Source organism: Streptomyces longisporoflavus, from assembly GCF_014649775.1.
GTDB lineage: Bacteria > Actinomycetota > Actinomycetes > Streptomycetales > Streptomycetaceae > Streptomyces > Streptomyces longisporoflavus.
The window spans coordinates 238330-257857 of the sequence record NZ_BMTR01000004.1 but is presented as its reverse complement, the minus strand read 5'-3'; the positions used below and the strand labels follow the sequence as shown (position 1 = coordinate 257857).

General features: G+C 67.3%; 12 protein-coding genes and 1 tRNA gene. 3 read left to right on the top strand and 10 right to left on the bottom strand.

The genetic code is table 11. The features are described from left to right. Positions 1-7: 7 nt before the first annotated feature. From IE226_RS10260 to IE226_RS10215, 10 genes are all read right to left on the bottom strand, one after another. Positions 8-2542: a tetratricopeptide repeat protein gene (locus IE226_RS10260; protein WP_190080766.1), complete on the bottom strand. Its 2535-nt coding sequence runs from the start codon at positions 2540-2542 to the stop codon at positions 8-10. Between the two features lie 399 nt (positions 2543-2941). Continuing rightward, a complete protein-coding gene (locus IE226_RS10255) occupies positions 2942-5599 on the bottom strand; it encodes a phospholipase D-like domain-containing protein (RefSeq protein ID WP_190080765.1) in 2658 nt (885 codons plus the stop codon). After that, positions 5596-7005 (bottom strand): hypothetical protein, encoded by a 1410-nt coding sequence (locus IE226_RS10250; RefSeq protein WP_229870720.1) that lies wholly within the window; start codon positions 7003-7005, stop codon positions 5596-5598. The genes IE226_RS10255 and IE226_RS10250 overlap by 4 nt, the downstream gene beginning before the upstream one ends. A 604-nt stretch (positions 7006-7609) precedes the next feature. Continuing rightward, positions 7610-8947, bottom strand: coding sequence for a hypothetical protein (locus tag IE226_RS10245; protein ID WP_190080764.1), 1338 nt, complete (start codon positions 8945-8947; stop codon positions 7610-7612). A 1-nt stretch (position 8948) separates the two neighbouring features. Then, entirely contained in the window at positions 8949-10724 is a 1776-nt protein-coding gene (locus IE226_RS10240; RefSeq protein WP_190080763.1) for an Hsp70 family protein, read from the bottom strand. Beyond that, positions 10721-11944, bottom strand: a complete 1224-nt coding sequence (locus IE226_RS10235) for a hypothetical protein (protein ID WP_190080762.1) — start codon at positions 11942-11944, stop codon at positions 10721-10723. Before IE226_RS10235 ends, IE226_RS10240 begins: the two co-directional genes overlap by 4 nt. Next, entirely contained in the window at positions 11941-12816 is an 876-nt protein-coding gene (locus IE226_RS10230; protein ID WP_190080761.1) for a hypothetical protein, read from the bottom strand. Before IE226_RS10230 ends, IE226_RS10235 begins: the two co-directional genes overlap by 4 nt. Before the next feature lie 484 nt (positions 12817-13300). Then, on the bottom strand, positions 13301-13468 hold the full coding sequence (locus IE226_RS10225; protein ID WP_190080760.1) for a hypothetical protein: 168 nt from the start codon (positions 13466-13468) through the stop codon (positions 13301-13303). A 163-nt stretch (positions 13469-13631) separates the two neighbouring features. Beyond that, positions 13632-15359: a GTPase domain-containing protein gene (locus IE226_RS10220; RefSeq protein ID WP_190080759.1), complete on the bottom strand. Its 1728-nt coding sequence runs from the start codon at positions 15357-15359 to the stop codon at positions 13632-13634. Then, positions 15356-17239: a GTPase gene (locus IE226_RS10215; RefSeq protein ID WP_190080758.1), complete on the bottom strand. Its 1884-nt coding sequence runs from the start codon at positions 17237-17239 to the stop codon at positions 15356-15358. The genes IE226_RS10220 and IE226_RS10215 overlap by 4 nt, the downstream gene beginning before the upstream one ends. A 500-nt stretch (positions 17240-17739) precedes the next feature. Between IE226_RS10215 and IE226_RS10210 the strand changes: the two genes are divergently transcribed. From IE226_RS10210 to IE226_RS10200, 3 genes are all read left to right on the top strand, one after another. Beyond that, a complete protein-coding gene (locus IE226_RS10210; RefSeq protein WP_190080757.1) occupies positions 17740-18003 on the top strand; it encodes a hypothetical protein in 264 nt (87 codons plus the stop codon). 345 nt (positions 18004-18348) lie between these two features. Further along, positions 18349-18439: transfer RNA gene (locus IE226_RS10205), tRNA-OTHER, on the top strand. A 99-nt stretch (positions 18440-18538) separates the two neighbouring features. After that, entirely contained in the window at positions 18539-19477 is a 939-nt protein-coding gene (locus IE226_RS10200) for a diacylglycerol/lipid kinase family protein (protein ID WP_229870716.1), read from the top strand. Positions 19478-19528: the final 51 nt, after the last annotated feature.

Genomic DNA, 19528 nt, shown 5'->3' with positions numbered 1-19528 from the left:
CTTCCTCTCACCACAGCTGATCGGCATCGCCCGGCCCGAAAAGAGCCAGCGGATGCGTCGGGTCGTACTTGCGAACCGCCCGTACGTCGGAGTGGGCGGCGGCGTCGCCCTCGGAGAGGCGTCGACGGGCGCGTCCGGCGTAGGCCTCGGCGAGGGCCCTGTCGAGTCCGCTGCGGTCCTCGGCGTCTCGTGGGCACCGGCGGACGAGCTGTATGGCCTCGTCGTAGTCCTCGTTCCGGCACAACAGTCCGATGAGGTGGGACAGGAGCCACGCCTGTTCGTCGGCGATACCCGGGAGGACTTCGTAGGTGCGGGCGACGGCGATCACGTCGAGCGCGTTCCGCAGCTCGTCCTCGTCGGACACGTCGACCGGAAACGCTCGTTCGCAGAGTCCGTTCGCGACGGCCCCTTTCGGCCCTCGCCCCGGAGCCCAGTCGTCCGAGCCCGGCTCCAGGAGGCCGCCGGCCTCCCTCATCAGACCCATGGCCTCGGCGCGGGCGCCGGTCAGGGCCACATCGAGGGAGTGCTCGTATAGAGCTGTTGCCAAGGCCTTGCGGACGGGCCGGAGGGTCGCGTCGCGGTCAAGGATCCTGCGCAGCTCCGTGATGGCACGTGTGAGCACGGACACGGGCTGTTTCTGGAGGAGGTCTTCGGCCCACCGGGTGTCGGATTCGTTCAGCGCTGCGACGACGGATTCGTTCGAAGGATCCAGCTCGTACGCCTGAGCGAAGCGGGCACGTGCCCTGTCCTGGTCCCCCTGCTGCTGGGCCTGCCGGCCCAGGTGCACGCACCCGACAGCCAGGTTCCGCTTCAGTTCCTCGTCTTCCGGTGCCAGGTCGAGGGCGCGCTGGAGAAGGCCGGTATACGCCTGCCAGTCCGGCCTGACACGGTTCTGCACCAGAGCGAGTCCGGCCTGCCGGCCTGCCCGACCGATCTCCTCCTCGTGGAGGGTGAGCGAGGCGCCAGCGCTCGCCGCGTCCTCGAAGTCCCGTACTGCGTCGGACCAGCGCTTGGCCTTCAGATGGTCGAGCGCCCGAGCGACCAGTGCCGCGCCGAGGACGCGCTGCGGGCCGTGCGGAGGGCCGGCGTCCCCCGGGGCCCGGGGTTCCGTCGCCGTCCCGGCCTCGAGTGCGGCGATGACCTGGTCGAACCTGCCGGTCCCCAGGAGCACCGTGTAGCGCCCCTCGGGTGACATCAGATCACGGAGCCGATCGCCGCTCGCCGCACCCGAGCGGCCCGCGTCCGACACCCAGCCGTCGACCTCCTCGGCCAGGGCCTTCCATGGGGCTCCGGCCGACCGCAGGAGGTCGAGGAAGCCGGGGCCGAAAGCGAGGTCGCCGCCGGCTTGAACGGGCCATCCGCAGTCCGTCGTGGCCAGGACCCCGGCCAGGCAACGGGCAGCGGCGAGCTCGACATCCCAGGCCAGCTCCAGGCTGTCCACCACCGGCCGTTCCGCAGCCCTGTCGTCGTCCCGCAGGACCTGGCGGATACGCTCGGCTACCTGGTCCGAGGCGTCCTTCCGCTCGGCGGGCGTCCATGGGTGCCCGGAGCGCCGTGCCAGTTCCTGCCAGTAAGAGGCGGAGTGCAGAACCATCGCCCAGCAGGCCATGGCCTGCCGTACGGACGCCAGACGCCTCCGGCTGTCCGTCTCGGTGTCGTCCGCGAAGACCCGGAGAGCCTCGACGGCCAGGGCGTGCACGACCACGGTGTCGACCGGTCTCGCCAGCCAGTCCTCGTACCGGACCTGCCACGCCTCGGCGTGCCGACCCGCACGGCTCAGCCCCCGGGCTCTCCAGGGGCGCAGCCACCCGTACCGCGCCGGGAACGACGAGGACGCCGTGTCAGGCACCGGGGCACTCAGCCGTTCCAGGTCCACGCCGGCGAGCGTCACGGACGCGCGGAACAGCGCAAGCGCCTTGCGCCGCTCCGGAGCGAACGCCTCGAGCACGTCGGTCTGTTCACCGAAGCCCACGGTATGTTCCGGGGCGAGGCACGCCAGCAGTGCCTGCGCTGTGGCCGAGTTCGCAGCGCCGGCCCATTGAGCGAGCGCCTCTGCGGCGGCCTTGACACGGTCGGCCAGAATCGCCGCATGCACCAGGTTGTGCACTGCCACATCGAGGCACGGGCCGCAGCGGGAGACCTCGTCCATGCTTTCGGCGCCGTGCGCCGCGCAGAACCAGCGGGAGCACTGGCCACACCGGTTGTCGGCAGGTGAGGTGCAGTCGTCGTTGTGGCAGGGCTCGGTCGACTCGGGCGGACGGGCACCGACGGTTCCTGAAGGAACCAGCGACCGGATGTACCAGTCACAGCACTCCGTCCAGTTGCCGGCGCGAGCCGCGAGTGCCCCGCGCAAGGCAGCGTGGCGGGCGTCGATCACCGCGTGGCCGGTGTCGGCGTCGCGTTCCAACAGCCGCAGATGGCTGACGGCAAGCGCGAAGTTTCCGTGGGCGTAGGCGGCAACGGCCCGCTCGAACGCAGCGGATGGCCTCTCGGCCGTTCCCCCGTTTACCCCGCCCTCGTTCGGCGCGGAGTGTGACACCACCGTTCCCCTCCGGTTTTGCCGTCGGCACGGACGCCGTCGCCCAAGGCCCCCTGTTGACTCTGCATATGCCTGTGCAGCATAGAGTCTCAGGTGGCGTCCTCGAACAACTGCCGCATCAACTCCGTCTGGAAAAGGCCCACTTCGGCCCGGACTTCCATCAGTCCGCAGATGGCCCGCCGAGGCGATGTCGGGCACCGGTGAGAGATCTCGCTGGCTGAGACAAGCGCCGACCGGCGCGAGTTCCGACGGCGCAGTGGCGAGCGGTACGGGCGGCGGAGTGCGATCGCGCCTGCCCGCCTTGCGCAGCGGCGTGACGGTGGGACGAGGTCGACCGAGGGAAATCAGCCGCTCGACGGTCCGTCACCGGTGGCGTCACGGCACTGATCGCTTCCCTCCCCGTCACGTGTCGAGTGTGAACAGGCGACTGACCAAATCCGGGTAACTGAGGCCTGCTTCGGCGAGAATCTTCCTGAGAGCTTCCGGCGGGCCCTTCTGCAGCGGGGCCGGGGAACCGACGCGGCCGGGTACCGCGGAAAGGTCGCCGCCGCTGAACCGTGATTCCGGTGTGGCGGGGAGTCGTACCTGGTAGGTGCGCCAGACGCGTGCCGGGGGATTCAGCAGGACCAGGTAGGGGTCCGCCCATGCCATGAAGGCCCAGCGGTTCTTGCTGCGGGCCCGTACAAGCACGCCGTCGGCGTGGTGCCGCCCGAGTCGTTCGGCGGCCTTGGCCACGACCGGAAGCGGATTGCCGAAGGAGCCCGTGATCTCCCAGAGCCCGTCCTCGCACACGACCGACCAGCCGGCCGCGGTGAGCCCCTCGATCGCCTCCGCGTAGGGGTCGTCCTCCTGCGCCAGCGCGATGAGTCCGTCCACCTCGCTCCAGGGCGCGACGCGGGCGAGCGCCCGCTCCGGCGGGATCATCAGGTCCTCCGCCTCGGCGGGCTCGGCACGCGCGATCATCGTCTTGCTGCCGTGCCAGGCGCGGGCCGCCAGTACGTCGTGCTCGGCGCCGCCGGTGAAGGTGGCGTCCTGGGCGAGCAGTGTCATCACCACGGCCGCCACCGCGTCCAGCCGTCGCCGGGTCTCGGGCGGATCATCGTGGTCCGCCTCGGCCGTCAGGTCTTCGGAACCGAGTGCTTCGAGGAGGCGGCTGAGCCCGTCGCGCCAGCTCTGGTCCTGCTCGTCCCAGACTCCGGCGGCCAGGAGCTGGACGTACAGGCCGGCCACGAGCAGCCGGACCGGAACCGGTGCTGCGGCTGAATCGTCAGGGCCCGTGAGCGCCGCGACCCAGCGCTGGGCCCAGGCGCGGAAACGGGCACGCTGCTCCGGCGCGACGTACGGGGCGACCGGCACGCTCGTGGTGGGGAGGTCCACCTCCTCCGTCTCGTCCTCGTGCTCTTCGTCGTCCTCCTCGCGCACGCCAAGAGTGACCGCCGACACGATCCACCGCGACGACGGTGCCTGCGGCAGGTCGAGCGGCGAGGTGCCGAACGCCAGATCCGTCAACGGTGCCCCGATCATCCGGCGGCAGTCGGCGAGGTAGGCGTCCCAGCGGTCGACGCCGCTCGATGTCACCGAGCCCGCTGTCGTCTCTCCCGCCGGGCTCACCCGGGGAGCGGACGTTCCGGCGGTGAGTTCGCGCAGGCGCAGCAGATCGGCTTCGAAACGGCGTGCGGCACGCTCGTCGGCGAACAGGGTCTGCACCGTGTAGTCGTATCTCAGCCGGGGACCGCTGTCGGCGCTGTGGCGCCGTGCGCAGTGCACGGGGCTGTAGACGAAGACGACGGCGGATTCGGCAGTGGTGCCGTCAGGACGAGCGCACGTGGCGCGAACCGCCGCACCAGGAACCTCGGGCAGCGGGAAGGAGCAGGCCGCCGCCCCCGCCGGAATGGTTCCGGTCCGTGTCCAGGAACCCGGTGAACCGTCCGGAGACGTGCTGATCACCACGGGCAGGGGCTGGGGGTGCGCCAGAGAGACGTGCAGGCCTTCGCTGTCCGCCTTCGCGCCCAGCAGGACGAGCGTGTGACCGGTGGACTGGAAGGGCCGGATGGTGCGGCCCGTCAGGCTCGCGAGTGAGGTGACGCGCCCCTGTTCGGGAAGCAGCGGCGCGGTGTCGGCGGCGAGTACGGCGAGCTCGCAGTTGCCGCCGTCCCGGGTGCTGGTGCACAGCGCGGCGCGGGTCAGATTCGGGCTCCCGGTGAGAGCGTATCGGCGGCCGCCGGCCTGCCACTCGACGAACTTGCCGTGCCGCATCCGAGTCTCCTCGAGAAAACGGATCTGCGCGTCGAAGCCGCCGAGTGCCCTCTTGATCGCTCCGGCGTCATAGCTGGACCAGCGAGGCTGGAGCCCGAGGATGGTGCGGCGGGGTGTCAGACGGCCGACCAGCTCGCTGAGGGCATGACTGGCCTCGTCGACGAACGGGGCGTACGCGTGCAGTTCGTCGACAGGACCGAGCGGCAGTTGGTCCAACAGACTCTCCTGGAGATTGTGCAGAAGCCGGGCACCGGATTCCGGTCCGGCCGGGGCGTTGACATGCCGTTCGGTCAGAAGGGCAGCCAGTTCCGCCAGATGACTCGCCGACCAGGGGGCCAGTTCCACGGCGGAGGGCAGTGCGTCCAACCAGTCGGCGAGGTCGGCCAGGAGGGCGTGGGAGTCGTCGTCCTCGGTCTCCACCACCGTCCACAGCTCGTCGTTGGCGCCCCAGCCGGACAGCGTCGGGTTCCCCGAACCCACCGCGAGCCGGCAGGCGTGTTCTCCGATCAGAAGGACGACCTTGGGATGGAACGCACGCCGGCAGGAGGCTAGGCCGTGCAGATAACTGCGGCCGGCCATGCGCACATCCACCGGGTCGTACAGCCCTTGGGCCGCATCACCGATCACCGCGGTGCGGGCACCCAGACCACGGGCGACGGGTATGGCGACCTTCTCCAGGAAGGGAAGATCAACTGTGAAACCGAGGAAGAGCGCTTCGTGCAGCGCCTGCTGATCGCTGCGTTCGCTCCAATCCCTCAGCAGCGTGACGGGAGATGCGAACCGGGTGTGCTGTGCCGCGCTCATGGGTTTGTCTCCAGGATTCGCCGTCCCTCCGCGGTGACGGTGTGGCAATTGTCGCGGACGGCGAAAAGCCCCAGCTGCGCCGCCAAAGAGCCCAGTTGGGGGATGCGGGTGCCGATGTCGGAGTCTCCTTCGTCACCGGTCTTGAAATAGCGCTCGTTGCGAAGGTGCAGACGGGAGAAGATCTTCAGCCCGCCGGTCGCGGGGTCGGTGCGCAGCTTCGCGAGGGCGACTCTGCGGGACTGGGCGAGCATGCCGTCCACCAGCCGCGCGGCCAGGTCGCGGACCGGCCGGTCGGCGTAGTCGTCGATGAGGCCGTCGACCCACGTCGGGTCGAGGAACTCGGCCCAGCGCCGCTGACGGCCCAGGAAGACGGCCCGTACGTCGTCCGGCAGATGACCCTCCCGGGAGCGCAGCGCACCCACCATCAGGAGCAGCACATTGGTCATCGGGGCATCGGCACCCTGCGTCAGGAGTTGCCGTTCGGCCGGCAACAACTGACCTGCCGCGTCCTTGAGCGGAGGCAGGTCGTCCAGGACCCGCCGTACATTCGCGTCCGGGGCCTGTTGCGCCAGCCAGTCGCGCAGTTCCTCGGCCGTCCGGTCGGCCTCGCCGTCCTTGGAGCCCACATCGGCCACCAGCGCCGCCCACAGCCGACGCCAGGCGCCGACGGAGTAATGGCGCAGCAGCACTCCCCGCCAACCGGCCGTCTCGGGAATCGCCGCCAGAACGGGATCCGTTGTCGCCTCGCCACCGAAGGCCACCGCGGAGCGCAGCGTCTCCTGATACCCGTCGCCCTCATGACCGTGGAGATCGATAGCCCGGCCGAGGATACGGAGGGTCGCAGGCCGAGTGCGGTCGGACGCCTCCCAGTCCCCGTGCGCGTCGATACCTCCGCCACGGGTTGCGGTCAGGACGTCCGTCAGCCATTCCCGCTCGGCCGGACACGGGACACCAAGAGCCGCCTGCCCCGTTGTCTCCAGGTCGGCGAAGGACACGACGTCCCGCTCCGCGAGAGACAGCAGAGGGGCGAACAGCTCCTTGACCGCGGGCGGGCACGGATGCCGGCCGGGTCTGAGCACTCCGTCCCGGACGTCCACCGTGCCGAGCACCGTGGCGGGTCCGCCGTACTGGTCCCAAAAGCCCCAGCGGCGGGGTGAGTACGACTGGCTCAGCTGCTCCTCGTCGGCGGCTCGCGCGAGTTCCAGTTCCTCTGTGCAGAAACGCCGCACCCCATCGACCCCGTGGGCAAGCCACGCCGGATCCGTCTCCCTGTGGTGCTGGAGCGCCGCCAGCAGGACCTCGCTGCGGCGGACCGCCCGGCGGCACGCGGTGATGTCCCACGCCTTCCGTTCCGCGTGCGCCGCGATCGCCGCATACAGCGAGTGGTAACGGATGTAGCGGGTCACCGTGGACACTCCAGGAATCAACCGGTCCACCGCCCGCATCACCGGGCCCTCCACCGCCAGGGGATAGCGCCCGGACCGCAAGCCCAAGCCCTCGAGTGCCCATGCCGGCCCACGGACATCCGCTGTCACTTGCCACTCCTTGTCGGCTGCCGGAGCGTTGCATCGGCAGAAACTACCTGACCCTGCTTCAGGGTAGGTGCTGATTTCGGACGAGAGGCCAGTACGGTCGACTGGATTATGGAAGGCGCCAGGACACGCCCGATCCACCCTCAAGGCGGTCCACGACTGGACTTTCCGCAACGCCCGGGTTAAGTGTGGCGCTGGCGCAGGCGCCCGCTGTACCAACCCCCTGGGGCAGCGCCGACAGACAGCGCATCAACGGACTCCCCCCCCCGTGTTCTCCCCACCAGGGCGGCTGCGAGTTCCCAGAGCACATGAGGTCTGGCCGAGTTGGTGCGGCGCCATCGGGACGGCACTGGTCCTGCTCCGGAGTGCGCCGCCTATTATCACCGATCTGGGGCCGTGGGCCGCGAGGCCCGACGCCAAGGAACTGCGCCTCGAACGCTCTGACATCGAGGCCTGCCTCAGGCGCCGGTAACCGGGGTCAGAAGGCTCGCAGCCTCTCGATGTGCTGTCTCTGTTCTTTTTCGTCCTGTTCGATGTGCACACTGACAAGCACCCTTTGACCGTCCGGCTTGTAGTAGATGCGGCCAAGTCGCTCGCTTCCCGCGATGCCCGTCGCCAATTCCGTCACCTCAAACCAGCCACGCATTTCCGAAAGTTCATTCCCGGCAAGGCGCCCAGAGTCGATTTCAGCAAGTGCTTTCATCGTGGACGCTAACGAGTCGAGGTTGGCGATCACATCGACTGCATCGAGAATGAACTCGAGGCGGCTGAACGCCCGAGGCAGGAAGTCAATGGCACCCCCGCGCCGCGGCCGTTGCGCGGTCGCGGCGCGAAGTCGTTCCGTCTCCAGGCTCTCAAGTTCTGACACTCTCCCAAGGAGTGTGTCTACCTGCACCGCCAAGTTGTCAGCGCGTGCTCCGCTTTCTGCCGCTTCCGAGTCGGCCGCTCGCACACGCTCCAGCAGCAAGGAGTTCTCGGCAAGAGCGAGTTCTCGAAGTTCCTCGGCGTCAGCGAGGTTCTTCACCAGTTCCGCCGTGTCAGCCATGCCTCCCAGGCCTTGTCGAAGCACGGCGAGTTGCTCTTGCAGATCTGAATGACGGCGTTCTGCGAGGGCAACGGATTCTCGGTATCGATGCTCGCTCGCTTCCGCGTTCGCAAGATCGTGACGGAGCTGCGCGACCTCACGCTCAGCCGCCTCGCCCTTGCATGTCGCGACGTACAGTTGGTTGAGCAGCTCCTCGATCCGAGCCTCGGCATCAGCAAGGCGAGCTGTGGTCGGATTCGTGACTGGCACCGTCGGCGCGAGAGACGACGGCGGTGCGATGACATCCCCGACGAGCGCAAGTGCTTCGGCCTGGCTGCCCTTGAACCGAAGGCGCGCGAACCAGTCGTAGAAGGTGCCGTTATCTGCTGGACGATGGCTGACGTCCCAGCGCTGGATGCTGAGACCCGCGTCCTCAAGCGCTGACACCAAGCTGCTGGCAACGTGCTCCGACGCGTTGAAGACGACGGTATGCCCGTACTGGTTGGATTCGAGGTGCCACTCGATGTCGACACCGCTGGTCTTCTCCAGCGGTTTACCGGTAATGGGAGCGTACGGAACCTCTGCTCCGATAAACAGGAACCGATCGCAGTCCGCGAGTTCCCAGCTCGTTCCGTCCAAGTCGATCAGATCACCCTGCCGGAGTGGGTAGACAGAGCCCGCATACGCGACGCCCGCGTATCCATCGGGAGTCAGACGAATCGGACGGCGGACTCCAGACTCGACTTCCGTTCCGTGGTCAAGCACTCGCACGAGTGCCTTGGCGCTCGCCATGTCACGCCGTTCCGCATCGACACTCCGGGTGCCCCCACTGGCGCTTGCAGGCGGCACACGGCTTGTAGTAAAGGTGTTCCCGCAACTGGGCCTCTGTCGCACCGTCGCGCACGTGCCGGGTGAAGGCCCTTAAATTGTGCCGATACAGCACGTCGCCGGGAACGGTCGCCTGGTCCTTGTCCCTCGCCACATTCGCACGGACGACCAGTCCCGCCTGTGGCACGACCACGGACTCCTCAGGTGCTTTTGGGTGCGCGGCTGCACCTCCGGGCATAGCGGAAGCCGGGAGGCCAAGACCGAACTCCAGGTCGTAGTACGACGCCGTGACTCGATCGTGCTTCTGGCTTGATGACGCCTCGACCGACAACACCAAGTCGTCGTCGAGAACGACCTTCAGCTCGAGGCGCTCGTGCAGTGGCGGCGCGGTCTCGTCGACGCCGAGTGTGATCATTCCCAGCGACGTTCGCCGCTCGCTCGCCTGCGGGTGTGATGACAACGCGGTCGGAGTGGCGATCGGAAATTTCGCCTTCCCATCCGTCGGATCCGCGCAGTACAGGTGGAGGGTTTCGTGCTTGACGTCTCCACCGAGAGGCATTTCAGTGCCCGCAGCGAGGAGTGGCATCAACGACCCACGGGCGAGCTCGAGTTCGATGGGCTTTGCCAGTCGGAGCCTCTGCCTGTCATGCGCGATCCACGCAGCTCCTTGTGAGATCAACGTGGCACAATTCGTCGGCACCTCAACTCGGTCCGGACCGAACAGCTCGTGCAGCCGGCTCCGAATCGCGGGCATGGCCGCCATGCCACCGACCACTACGACCAGCGAGACCTGCCCGGGCGCCATCGACAAGCTGCCGAGCAGCGACTCGATCTCATCAATACCTGCCGTCACGAGCGGCCGCGTGATCTCCTCCAGCTCCTGACGAGTGAGCCGGTACTGCAACGTGGCACCTGATTGGAAGTAACTTGGCCGGTAGAACGTCACGTCAACACGGTCAGCCGAGAGCTCGATCTTGTTGCGCTCCGCGTCCTGGAGGAGCCGGAGCTCGGCCTCAGGGATCGCAAGGTCGTCGTCAGTGGCACTTCCGCGAGCCCGAGCGCGCTTCACGACCTCGTCGCGAATTACCTTGTCGAACTCGTCGCCGCCGACCTGGGTCGAGCCACCGTTACGAAGTTGTCGAACCTGGTCTTCGTCGACTCGGCAGAGAGTCAGGTCCAGCGTTCCGCCGCCCCAGTCGACAACCAGGACGTTTCGTCGTGCAAGCCGCCGTGCCATCTCTTCTGGGTCGGTTGCTCCCCGGATGAATCCGTACAGGGCGGCGAGCGGCTCGTGGACGAACTGGGCTATACGCATCCCGGCCCCGGCGAACGCCTCTCGCAGCGCCGCGCGGCGGTGCCCATTCATGGTCACGGGGATCGTGACCACAGCGTTGTCGAGGCTGCCGAGCACCTTCCGCTGCGGACTGCGCAGGGACTCCGACCGGACGTGCCGCACGACGTCCGCAACGATGTCCACAGGGCTCCGGTCGACGCCTCCGACTGCGATCGCCTCCTCGCCGAGGAGGAACTTCGGCGATTTCACCGTGTTGCCGTGCACCCCAATGCCCGCGGCACCCAACGCGTCCTTGGCATCGCGGCCGACGACTACCTGCTCGCCCTCGTACCGGACGATCGAGGGATGTGGCCGGCCAGTCTCGACGTCCATCACGTCGATCACGCGGTCACCAACTACCACCGAAACAAGGCTATTGGTCGTTCCGAAGTCGAACCCGACGATCACGCGAAGCCTCCAGCCGCGTCCTTCAGCTGCTCGACCTCACGCGTGAGGGCAAGCAGAGAACGGTCGAGGAACTCCTCCGCGACGTCGGGCGCACGGTTCCGGAGTGCGTGCAGACCATCGGTAAGCAGATCGATCTCACCCCCGAGACGCCGGATGATGCGCGTTCGCAGCGTTTCGTAGTCGTCCGCCATATGGCTCTTGTCGACCACTCTGTTATCGCGCTCGGCCGCGAGCTCCTTCTGCAGTCGCACCACGTCGGCAGAGAACGCGTCGGCGCGAGCCAGCGCAGATTGCTCACGCTCCTCGACGGTCGAAAGCTCATTGCGGAGCCGAGTCTCGCGATTCCGAGCAGCGGCAGCCTCACTCTCGAGATGTGTGACCTGCCGTTCCAAGCGGGCGATCCGGGCGAGGTAGTTCGCGCCGACGATCCCGAGCACCTTGTGATCGCTGCTTGCCCCGACCTGGCTGGCGGCTCGCTCCAGCCCTGCTGCCTCCGGGGCCTCGTACCTCCAGAGGGAGTCGTACGACGCATCGATGAACTGATCCAGGGTCCACTCACGTTGGAGTGCGCGGAGGAGTCCGTAGCACGCGATCGCATGCCTGACGAGGCGCTCACTGTCTGCGGCTTTGAACTGCTTCGGGGCCGCTCCAAGTTCGTCGGCGACCCGCTGAGCCGCGGCACGCACGTGTTCGATCGAGAGCTGCGGATCCTTGCGGGGATCGACCAGCTGGTCCACCCTGCCCCCGAACACCGGGCTGTGGCCCAGTGCGACTACCGCGAGGTCAACGAGCCGGTTCAACGCCGGTGCGAGGCCACCGTCCTCGGCGCGCTTGAGCGGGACCCCTTGGCGCGCCGCGTACTGAAGCAGCTTGAACGGGGCCGACAACGTTGGGTCTGTCGGCGCGAGAGACTCGACCAGCGCACTCTGTGACGCGATGCCCTCATCGGTAATCGCCAGCTTCTTGAGGTCCTCCCTCGAGATCTCAAGCAGTCGAGCGTTCGACTCGTAGGCGAACGTCAGCAACTCCTCGATCGAGGTAATGATCGGCTTCGGTTTCGTCTTGGACTTGGCCCGCTGTGTCCCCTTCTCCGCAGCGGGTGCCGCTGACGCATTGTCAGTAGGCGCGGCCGAGCCGGTGCCATCGCCGATAGCGGTAGCCGATGCGGGGTCGCTCGGCCCCGACTCCGCGCCGGGCTCTGGAATGGTCTCGTTGCTCAACGTCCTACCTCTTGCAATCGGGTCCGAAATCCTGCGTACCAGGCGCCGGTCTCCTTGGAGTGCCTGAGCGCCTCGCCGTGTCGTGATGCACCATCGATGTCTCCCACAGCGAGCAGCGCCTCAGCCGCGATGAGTCGGACCTTGAATTGGTCCTGGGGCCGGAGCTCGCCCAGCGAGGGCAGTAGCTGGGTGACCATGGATGACTGTGTCCCGTCCAAAGCCGTCGCACCGAGGTCCAGGAGGTCCTCGGTAACGGAATCGCTCAAGGCCCGATCGAAGCTTCCGTGCGACCGGTCGGCCAGGCTTGTCGTGACGAATGCGCCGCCTGCGAGGAGGGATCGGAACCGCGCCGCGACATCGGAGACACGGTGGCTGTTGGTCTTGCGCACCGCAAGTTCGAACTGGTTGTAGTGCAACGCGACCAACCCGCAGATCGCCTCCGCTGCGGGGCGGTCGAAGGTCGACAGCAGAGAGACCGCACTGTTGTACCGCTGCTCGTAGATCGTCGCGCCCGACGCATCTACCCGGCCGGGGTCCTCAACCGCTTCACGCGCGAGTACGCCGTACAGGTATGCCGCCACACCTTCGCGGTAACGGCGGGCCGTCACCCCGCGGCCGGCACGCATGATGAAGGTGTCGATTGCGTTGAGACTCAACTCGCGGCTGGAGATGAGCTTCTCCAAGGCCTGGTCGACGAGGCAGAGGTCCTCTTCCTCGGCAAGGCAGAAATCGAACTCAAACGTCCGCTCCAGCGGGCCATTGGAGACGGCCACTGTCTGGACGCCGACCTTCACCGACGCGAGGAAGCCGGCGGCTTCAGATGTGGAGGTTTCGCGGCCGTTGACGGTGATGGATTCGACATCCGATGTCACCCAATCGGCGGAGCTGCTGGAGCTCGTGACCATCAAGCGCGTGCGCCCGCACTCTCGTCCCCTGAAGAGGAGGATCGGCCGCTTGGTCGCATGACCGTCGAAGCGGTGTGCTCGGCGGGCGCGCTCGGACGAGAAGACGAGTCCACACTCAGCGCAGGGAAACCGAGGGGGCTTTGGCGGGGCTGGCGGTCCGGCCGATTCGAGTCCGGTCGGCTCATGGAACTCCATGTAGCCGGTGTGCCAGAACCCCACGTACCCCCCTGTCACTTGCTGATCCGCGTCCCCTACACCTTCGGAAGGCTAGTCCGAGCGCACGAACTTTGCGAGGTCGCCGGTTGAGTGAGACCGACCTGTGATGGGCGGTCATGTCGCGTTTGTGTGGGTGTAGATGCCGGTGCGAGGCCCCTGCACCGTCACAACGGCCGATGATCCGCGGGTACCTGGCCAGCCAGTCCGATGCGATGTGCTTGCTGGTGCGGTCCTGCTAGTCCGGCCGGAAGGCGTACGAGTCTGCCGAGATGTGGGCGGCTTCCGCCAGCAGCAGTTCCTCGTAGGCGTACCGGCATACGACAGTGCGCGGACGGCGCCCGTGCACCTTGACCAGCGCCCGGCCGGTGGGGCCCGCGAGGATATCCCGCCCCTGAACGTACACAAGATCCTCAACGGCGAGCCCCCAGCCGACACCGAGACAGAGCAGCAGGCAGCACCTGAGGATTCGGGTCTGAGCCAGCTGACTGGCGCAATGTCCGGATTATGTATCGGCCGAGGATCTCGGCCGTCCGTTCGGGAACAGTGATCAGGCCCCGTTTCGACTCTCACGCCTCCAGCGCGGGCGCTCCGAGTTGATCGAGCATTGACTGGGCTTCGATCTGGATCGCGCTGATTTTGCGGTCCAGGTCGGTACGGAAAGCCCTAGAGTCGCGAACTGACCGGTTCACCTCGTCGATCGCGCGGAGCGCCTTGCCGAACTCGTCGTCGAGTTCAAGACGCACCTGGATAAGCGTCTTGCTCGAGATGTCATCGCACTGCGCAAGGACGCGGCCGACCAGGGCGTTCCGGCGGCGCATCTTTTCCTTTGCAGCATGCACCTCCTGACGCTCCTCTTTGACGACCGCATAGGCTTCAAGGGCAACAGGGAGTACAGCGCCGCCGATTTTGGCAACCTTTCCGATGTTGTTCGCCCAGCGCACGGCCTGGTACGGCTTGAACTTGATGTCGACGAGCTTTCCAGCCTTGTAGACGATCTTGTGCCCCGCGCTGCCTGCCGACTTCTTAATGCCGTCGCCTGCGCCCCAGACTTTCTGGAAGGCCTTCAGATGCTCGATCGACTTCGGACCCCAGGCGGGGACGCGGGGTTGCTTCCGACCTGGCTGGCGTGCCAGGCCTGGGTCTACCGGGATGTTCTGCGTCTCGATGTCCCCTTGGACATCAAGGGCGAGCAACTGGCAGGCGTACGGCGACGCCTCGATCTCCCGTACCTCGGAGGTCAAGTCGGCAAGCTGAGAGGCCAGGACGGCGCGTACCCCGTCCAGGAACCTCTGGTTCGCCGAGCTCAGCTCGTCGTTCAGAGTCACGGAGGCGGCGTCGACCCTAGACCAGTCGCGGTTCGGCGACTCCTGGATCGACTCCACCGTGTCGGCGAGGTGCTCGGCTGCCCGGATACACGCTGTGCGGAACTCGGTTGCCTGCCGTTCGAGGGCCGAGTCCAAGAGCCCGCGGCGCGTTGTGAGCGCACTGCGCTGGCGTGCGAGGACAGTCAAGACTGCTTCCTCGTCGGGGTCGTCTGTGAGCGCGGCGAGTGCCTCGCCCGCGACGAGGGCGACCCGCTGGAGCGCCACACGGAAGCTGGCCAAGTCGCCGCGGGCCCGCGCGATCCGGTTGATCGCGTCCGTGACCTTGTCCATCCGGGACGCCGCGATGCGGCGGGCGGCCCGCGACGGGTCCACCTCTAGCGCTTCCAGGTAGGTTTTGGCGTCGCACTCGACCCATGGCACCTGGTCGGCGAAGCTGCCGAGAGCTTCACGGACCTCGGCCTCCCGCACTCCTTCGGCCGCGCGAAGGCTGCGGCACTTGGTGAGCACCACAAGCAACTGCGGCGCCTTTCGCAGATCCTCGGTGACGTGCCGCAGGTGTTCGACCAAGCGATCATCGAACAAGTCAACAGTGACGGTGAACAACACAAGATCTGCGGAGCGCAGAGCCTCCTCCGCGCGTTCGTCGTGCTCCGGCCGGCCCGCCTGCACGCCCGGGGTGTCGACCAGGTCGACCATGCCGTCCCAGTTGAAGACCTCGACCCTGTCCGTCGTGACCGCCGAGCCCCTCGGAACCTGATACTTGCCATCCGTGAGTGCCTCGATCAAGGTCGACTTGCCGCTGCTGTACTGCCCGGTGAGGACCATCTGGGGACGATGGTGTTCATCCACTGCCAGCATCCGCTGGAGCCTCGACGCATCATCGGGTCGAAGGTTTCGGATCAGCTCGACGAGCCGCTCCGAGAGGTCGCGCGTCACCGCGGGGGCGGAGTGATACAGAAGGTCATTCACGTTGGCACGCTCCTCGGTGCGCTTGGTCGGACAATCTTCACCGGGGTGCCCAGGTGGTCAGACAGGGTTGCGGACCATGCCTCCAGTACCTGGTTTGGCGCTGGAGCAGTGGTGGTAACGATGGTGCCGTCGGGGCGACAGCGAATGAAGGCCGGTACCCCTTCGGTCAGGCCGAGGACGTATGACATCGCGGACGCGCCCGGCAGGTCAGGTGACGGTGTGCGCCCGAAGGCCAGGAATTCGGGCGAGGACGGCGGGAACAGCCGTGTATCTGCTAGAGCCTCATCAGGCACCTCGACCAAGATGCAGACCCCGGGAAGCCGGGTCACCTTCCCAACGGACGCAGCTAGGCGAGGCCGGCCGTCTACGCGCAGCAGGCAGCGGACTGTCTCGTGGTCGAGGGTGGAGACCGCGGAGTCAATCACCTGCTGCTGACTAGCCAGAAGGTCGGCCACGACCAACGCGGCGGCCTCGGCCTCTGCGCGTCGCACGTGGGAAGTGGTGAGTGTCTCCAGAACCCGCGCGATGGTCCCAGACACCTCGGCCAGCACCTGGGCCTCCAGCTCATTGAGGACCTTGCTGATCTCGGTCCGCAGCAGATCGCGGTTCGCCTCCAAGATTTCCGCTCTGCTCGTGAAAAGTGACTGGACCTTCTTGCGCACCGGAGTGACGAGGAACGAACCGAGGCTCATGACAACGGCGCCGACGACTGTGCCGGCTGGACCTGCCAAAGAACCCACGTACGCGCCAAGCGCCATGGAGGCGAGCGCTCCGCCTGCCCCAACCACAACCCCGGCTGCTTTCTGCTTCCACAGCCCCCTGAAGTCACGCATTCCGCTGACCTTAAGGTGCGGGCGGACAGCCGTCGTCCATTCGTGCTCGACGGCGACAGACGCTTCCTCGATCGCTCGCGCGAGGTTGCTGAGCCGTGCTTCCAGCCTCTCGTCGAGTTCGGCGACCAAAGCGGCCTGTTCCGTGTCCCATTGCTCGACGATCTGCGGGCCGAAGTCAGTGACATTCTGGGGCCACCCCTGCCGTCGGCCGACGAGGCGAACAACGTCGTCCTCCATCCTCTGCATGCAGGCATCGACCAGGCGTACGGTCCGTCGTTCCTGGTCTTCGCGCATCCTCCGGCCGACATCGACGATCTCTCGGGTCTCCCGCTCCACAGCGGCGAGAGCTTCGCTCAACGCCTGTGCCTGCGAGCGAACCTCGTCGGCCTCGCGCAGTACCCGCCGGGCGGTGCGGCGCTTGCGGCTTTCCTGTTCCAGGACGGCGAGCAGGGCGCTAAGGCGGCTCGCTTCCCAAAGGTCGGCACCGTAGTCGCCGTCCGCCCGCGCCTGGCGGGCGGCCTCGGCATGGAGCATTACCTCGGCGACGGGGCGTACGGCGGCAGCGGATAGATGGGAACGGATCATCTTGAAGTGACCCTCGTGCTCGGCGAAGACTGAATCCGGTTCCTCCAGGAACTCCTCGTGGTCCAGATCGTCCACGAGTGGTTTGCGGCAGTTCAATGCCACAACGACAGGCTTACCGCGCGATGCCACGGCACGTAGCGCCTGTGCAGTCTCCTCCTGAAAGGAATCGTTGCTCGCAACCCACAGCACGAGGTAGGCACCGGGGACCTCAGCCATCGCTTGGGCGACGTCATCCATACTGTCCCTGGCACCCACTCCAGGGGTGTCGACGATCTCAACGTCGTGCAGGTCCACCGCCGGGGCCGCGAAGACGTCGCGCGAGTACCGCTGCCGGCCGTCCCCAATCCGCTCCACAGACCCGCCGGTGAGCGCCGCAAGGAGGGTACTCTTGCCGGCCATCGTCCGCCCCATCAGGACGATCCTCATCGGCGCGCCGACTGGCGGTGCGTCGGTGACCTCCACTGACATAAGGAAGTCGACAAACTGCCTAGTCGTCTTCTCTGCCGAGGCCCCGTCCCGAGACAGCCGGTGAACCCTTGCCAGGGTCGCTCGGCAGGCAGCGACTGCCTCCGCATGCGCGGGAGAGGGGTTATCGCAAGGCGGTTCGGGACCGCGCAACTGGTCCCGAGCGGCAGGACTCCAGCCGTGCCTGTTCTTGCTCGTCAATCGCCCCCCTTGAAGCGCACCTGTCCCCTCGAAGGGTGTCGTGCCAGCGTCATGTTAGGCCGTATGAAGTGCGGTACTTGCGGTGCCGGGCCTGCCCGGCCGGGGAGGTTCCCGGTTTCGCGGGTGGTGTCAAGGTCGGCCGCTGCGCGGTCGCTTCGCAAGCCTTAACACCGCCCGTTTGAACCGAGAGTGATCGGCCTTCTCTCCGGGCGGGCCCGGGGAGAAGGCTGCGGGACCGGGAACGAAAGACCGGGGCCTTGCACGCAAGTTACTGCGGATTGCCGCCACGGAGGACCGTGAGCGGTAGTGCCGCAATCGCGGGTACTGCGGTTGGGCTGGACGTTCACGACCGATCGACCGTGGCCTGGGCCCTGGACGGCCTCATCGGCGAGGTCGTCGCCGAACACTTGGTCCCCGACACTGCGGCGGTGGTGGGCTGGCTGGAGCGGTTGCCGGGCCCGGTGGCCGTGGCCTACGAGGCCGGCTCGAAAGGGTTCGGCCGGGTAGCTGGTGGAACGCTTTTGAGGATCTTCGTCTTTTCGACTTCGAAGACGGCATAAAAGGACGACCGTACTTGCCGTCGCGGTCGCGAAACTCCCAGGTCAGGGGGTGCAGGTCGCGGGATCACCGCGACGCTCATGCATGCATGCGCATATTGCTGGGGAGTGATCTTGAGTCCGACGGGATGTTCGTGAGTATTTAGGCACGCTGTGCCTGGCCAGGGGATTTCGTGAACGACCCACCAGTTGGTCAGCTGAAACCCCTGTTCATCAGGGGTTTTCTGCATTTCTGGGCGCAATTCCAAGCAGCCCTGATACGGGCGTGTCAGCGGGCTGCAAGCCCGGGGTGCCATCGTCTTCACGTCGGTCGGCGGATCGTGCGGCGCGGATCGCGGAGGCCGACGAGGAGAGATACCCATAGCGGCCCAATGGGGGCCGGGGCCCGTCTCCGGTCAGGGGTGCACGCCCCGCGCAGGTTCGAATCCTGCTCTCTCCGCCCACCACCACAGCATTCAGCCGTCACAGCACCACCCATCACGGCATCCTCCAGCAGGGCCCCGCTCCTCGGGGCGACTCCCGGCGAAGGGAGCACGGCATGAGTCACTGGGCACGCACCGCGGTGATGGTGGCGAACGGCCGGGCCGGAGGTGCCGCTTCCGTTCCGGTCCGGGAGGTCGCCGAGACCTGTCGGGGGCTCGTCGGAGAGGTCAGTGTGGTCCGGACCGGCTACCCCGGGCACGCACGGACGCTCGCCGCGAAGGCCACAAGGGACGGCGCGGACGTCGTGCTCTCGGTCGGCGGAGACGGCACCGCCGGTGAGGTGGCCGGCGGCATCGTGACGGCCGTGGAGGCCGACTCGCGACTCGTCGGCCCGGCCCTGCTCGGCGTTCCGGCGGGTACGGGCAACTCCTTCTACAAGGAGATCTGGCAGGACCGCCCCTGGTACGAGTCGATCGCCACCGCCCTCGGCGGGACGCGACCGCACATCCGGCAGCTGGATCTGGCACGCGTCGAGGAGACGCGGGACACGGTCTTGCTGGGCGCCTGCTCCGGCCTCGTCGCCGAAGCGCTGGACGCGGCGGCGGACCTCACGCGGCTCACCGGCCGAGTTCGCTACCAGGAGGCCGTGGCCACCACCCTGCGTGACTTCGTGCCGCATCCGGCCAGGATCGTGGTCGACGGTGAGGTCGTCCACGACGGCAGCGTGATCCTCGCCAACGTGGGCGGGGGCCGCTACCGGGGCGGCGGGTTCCTCCTGCTGCCCCGATCGGTCCTGGACGACGGGCTGCTCGACGTCTGTGTGGTGACGGGCGACCTCGATCCCCGCGAACTCCCGGGGCTGACCCGGAACGGGCGGCATCTCGAACGGTCCGAGGTGCTCTACCGGCGCGGTCGGCGCATCGAGATCGAGCGCACCGACGGCGCCCCCCTGACCTTCGAGTGGGACGGCGAGGTGCAGCGCGGGCGGGCCCGCTACGCGCTGGACGTCCTGCCTGCAGTGCTGCCCGTGCTGTCTCCGACCGGCCCGCCTTAACCACATGCGGGGCCGCGCGGGGCCATCATCCGTCCTACGTAAAGGGAGTGC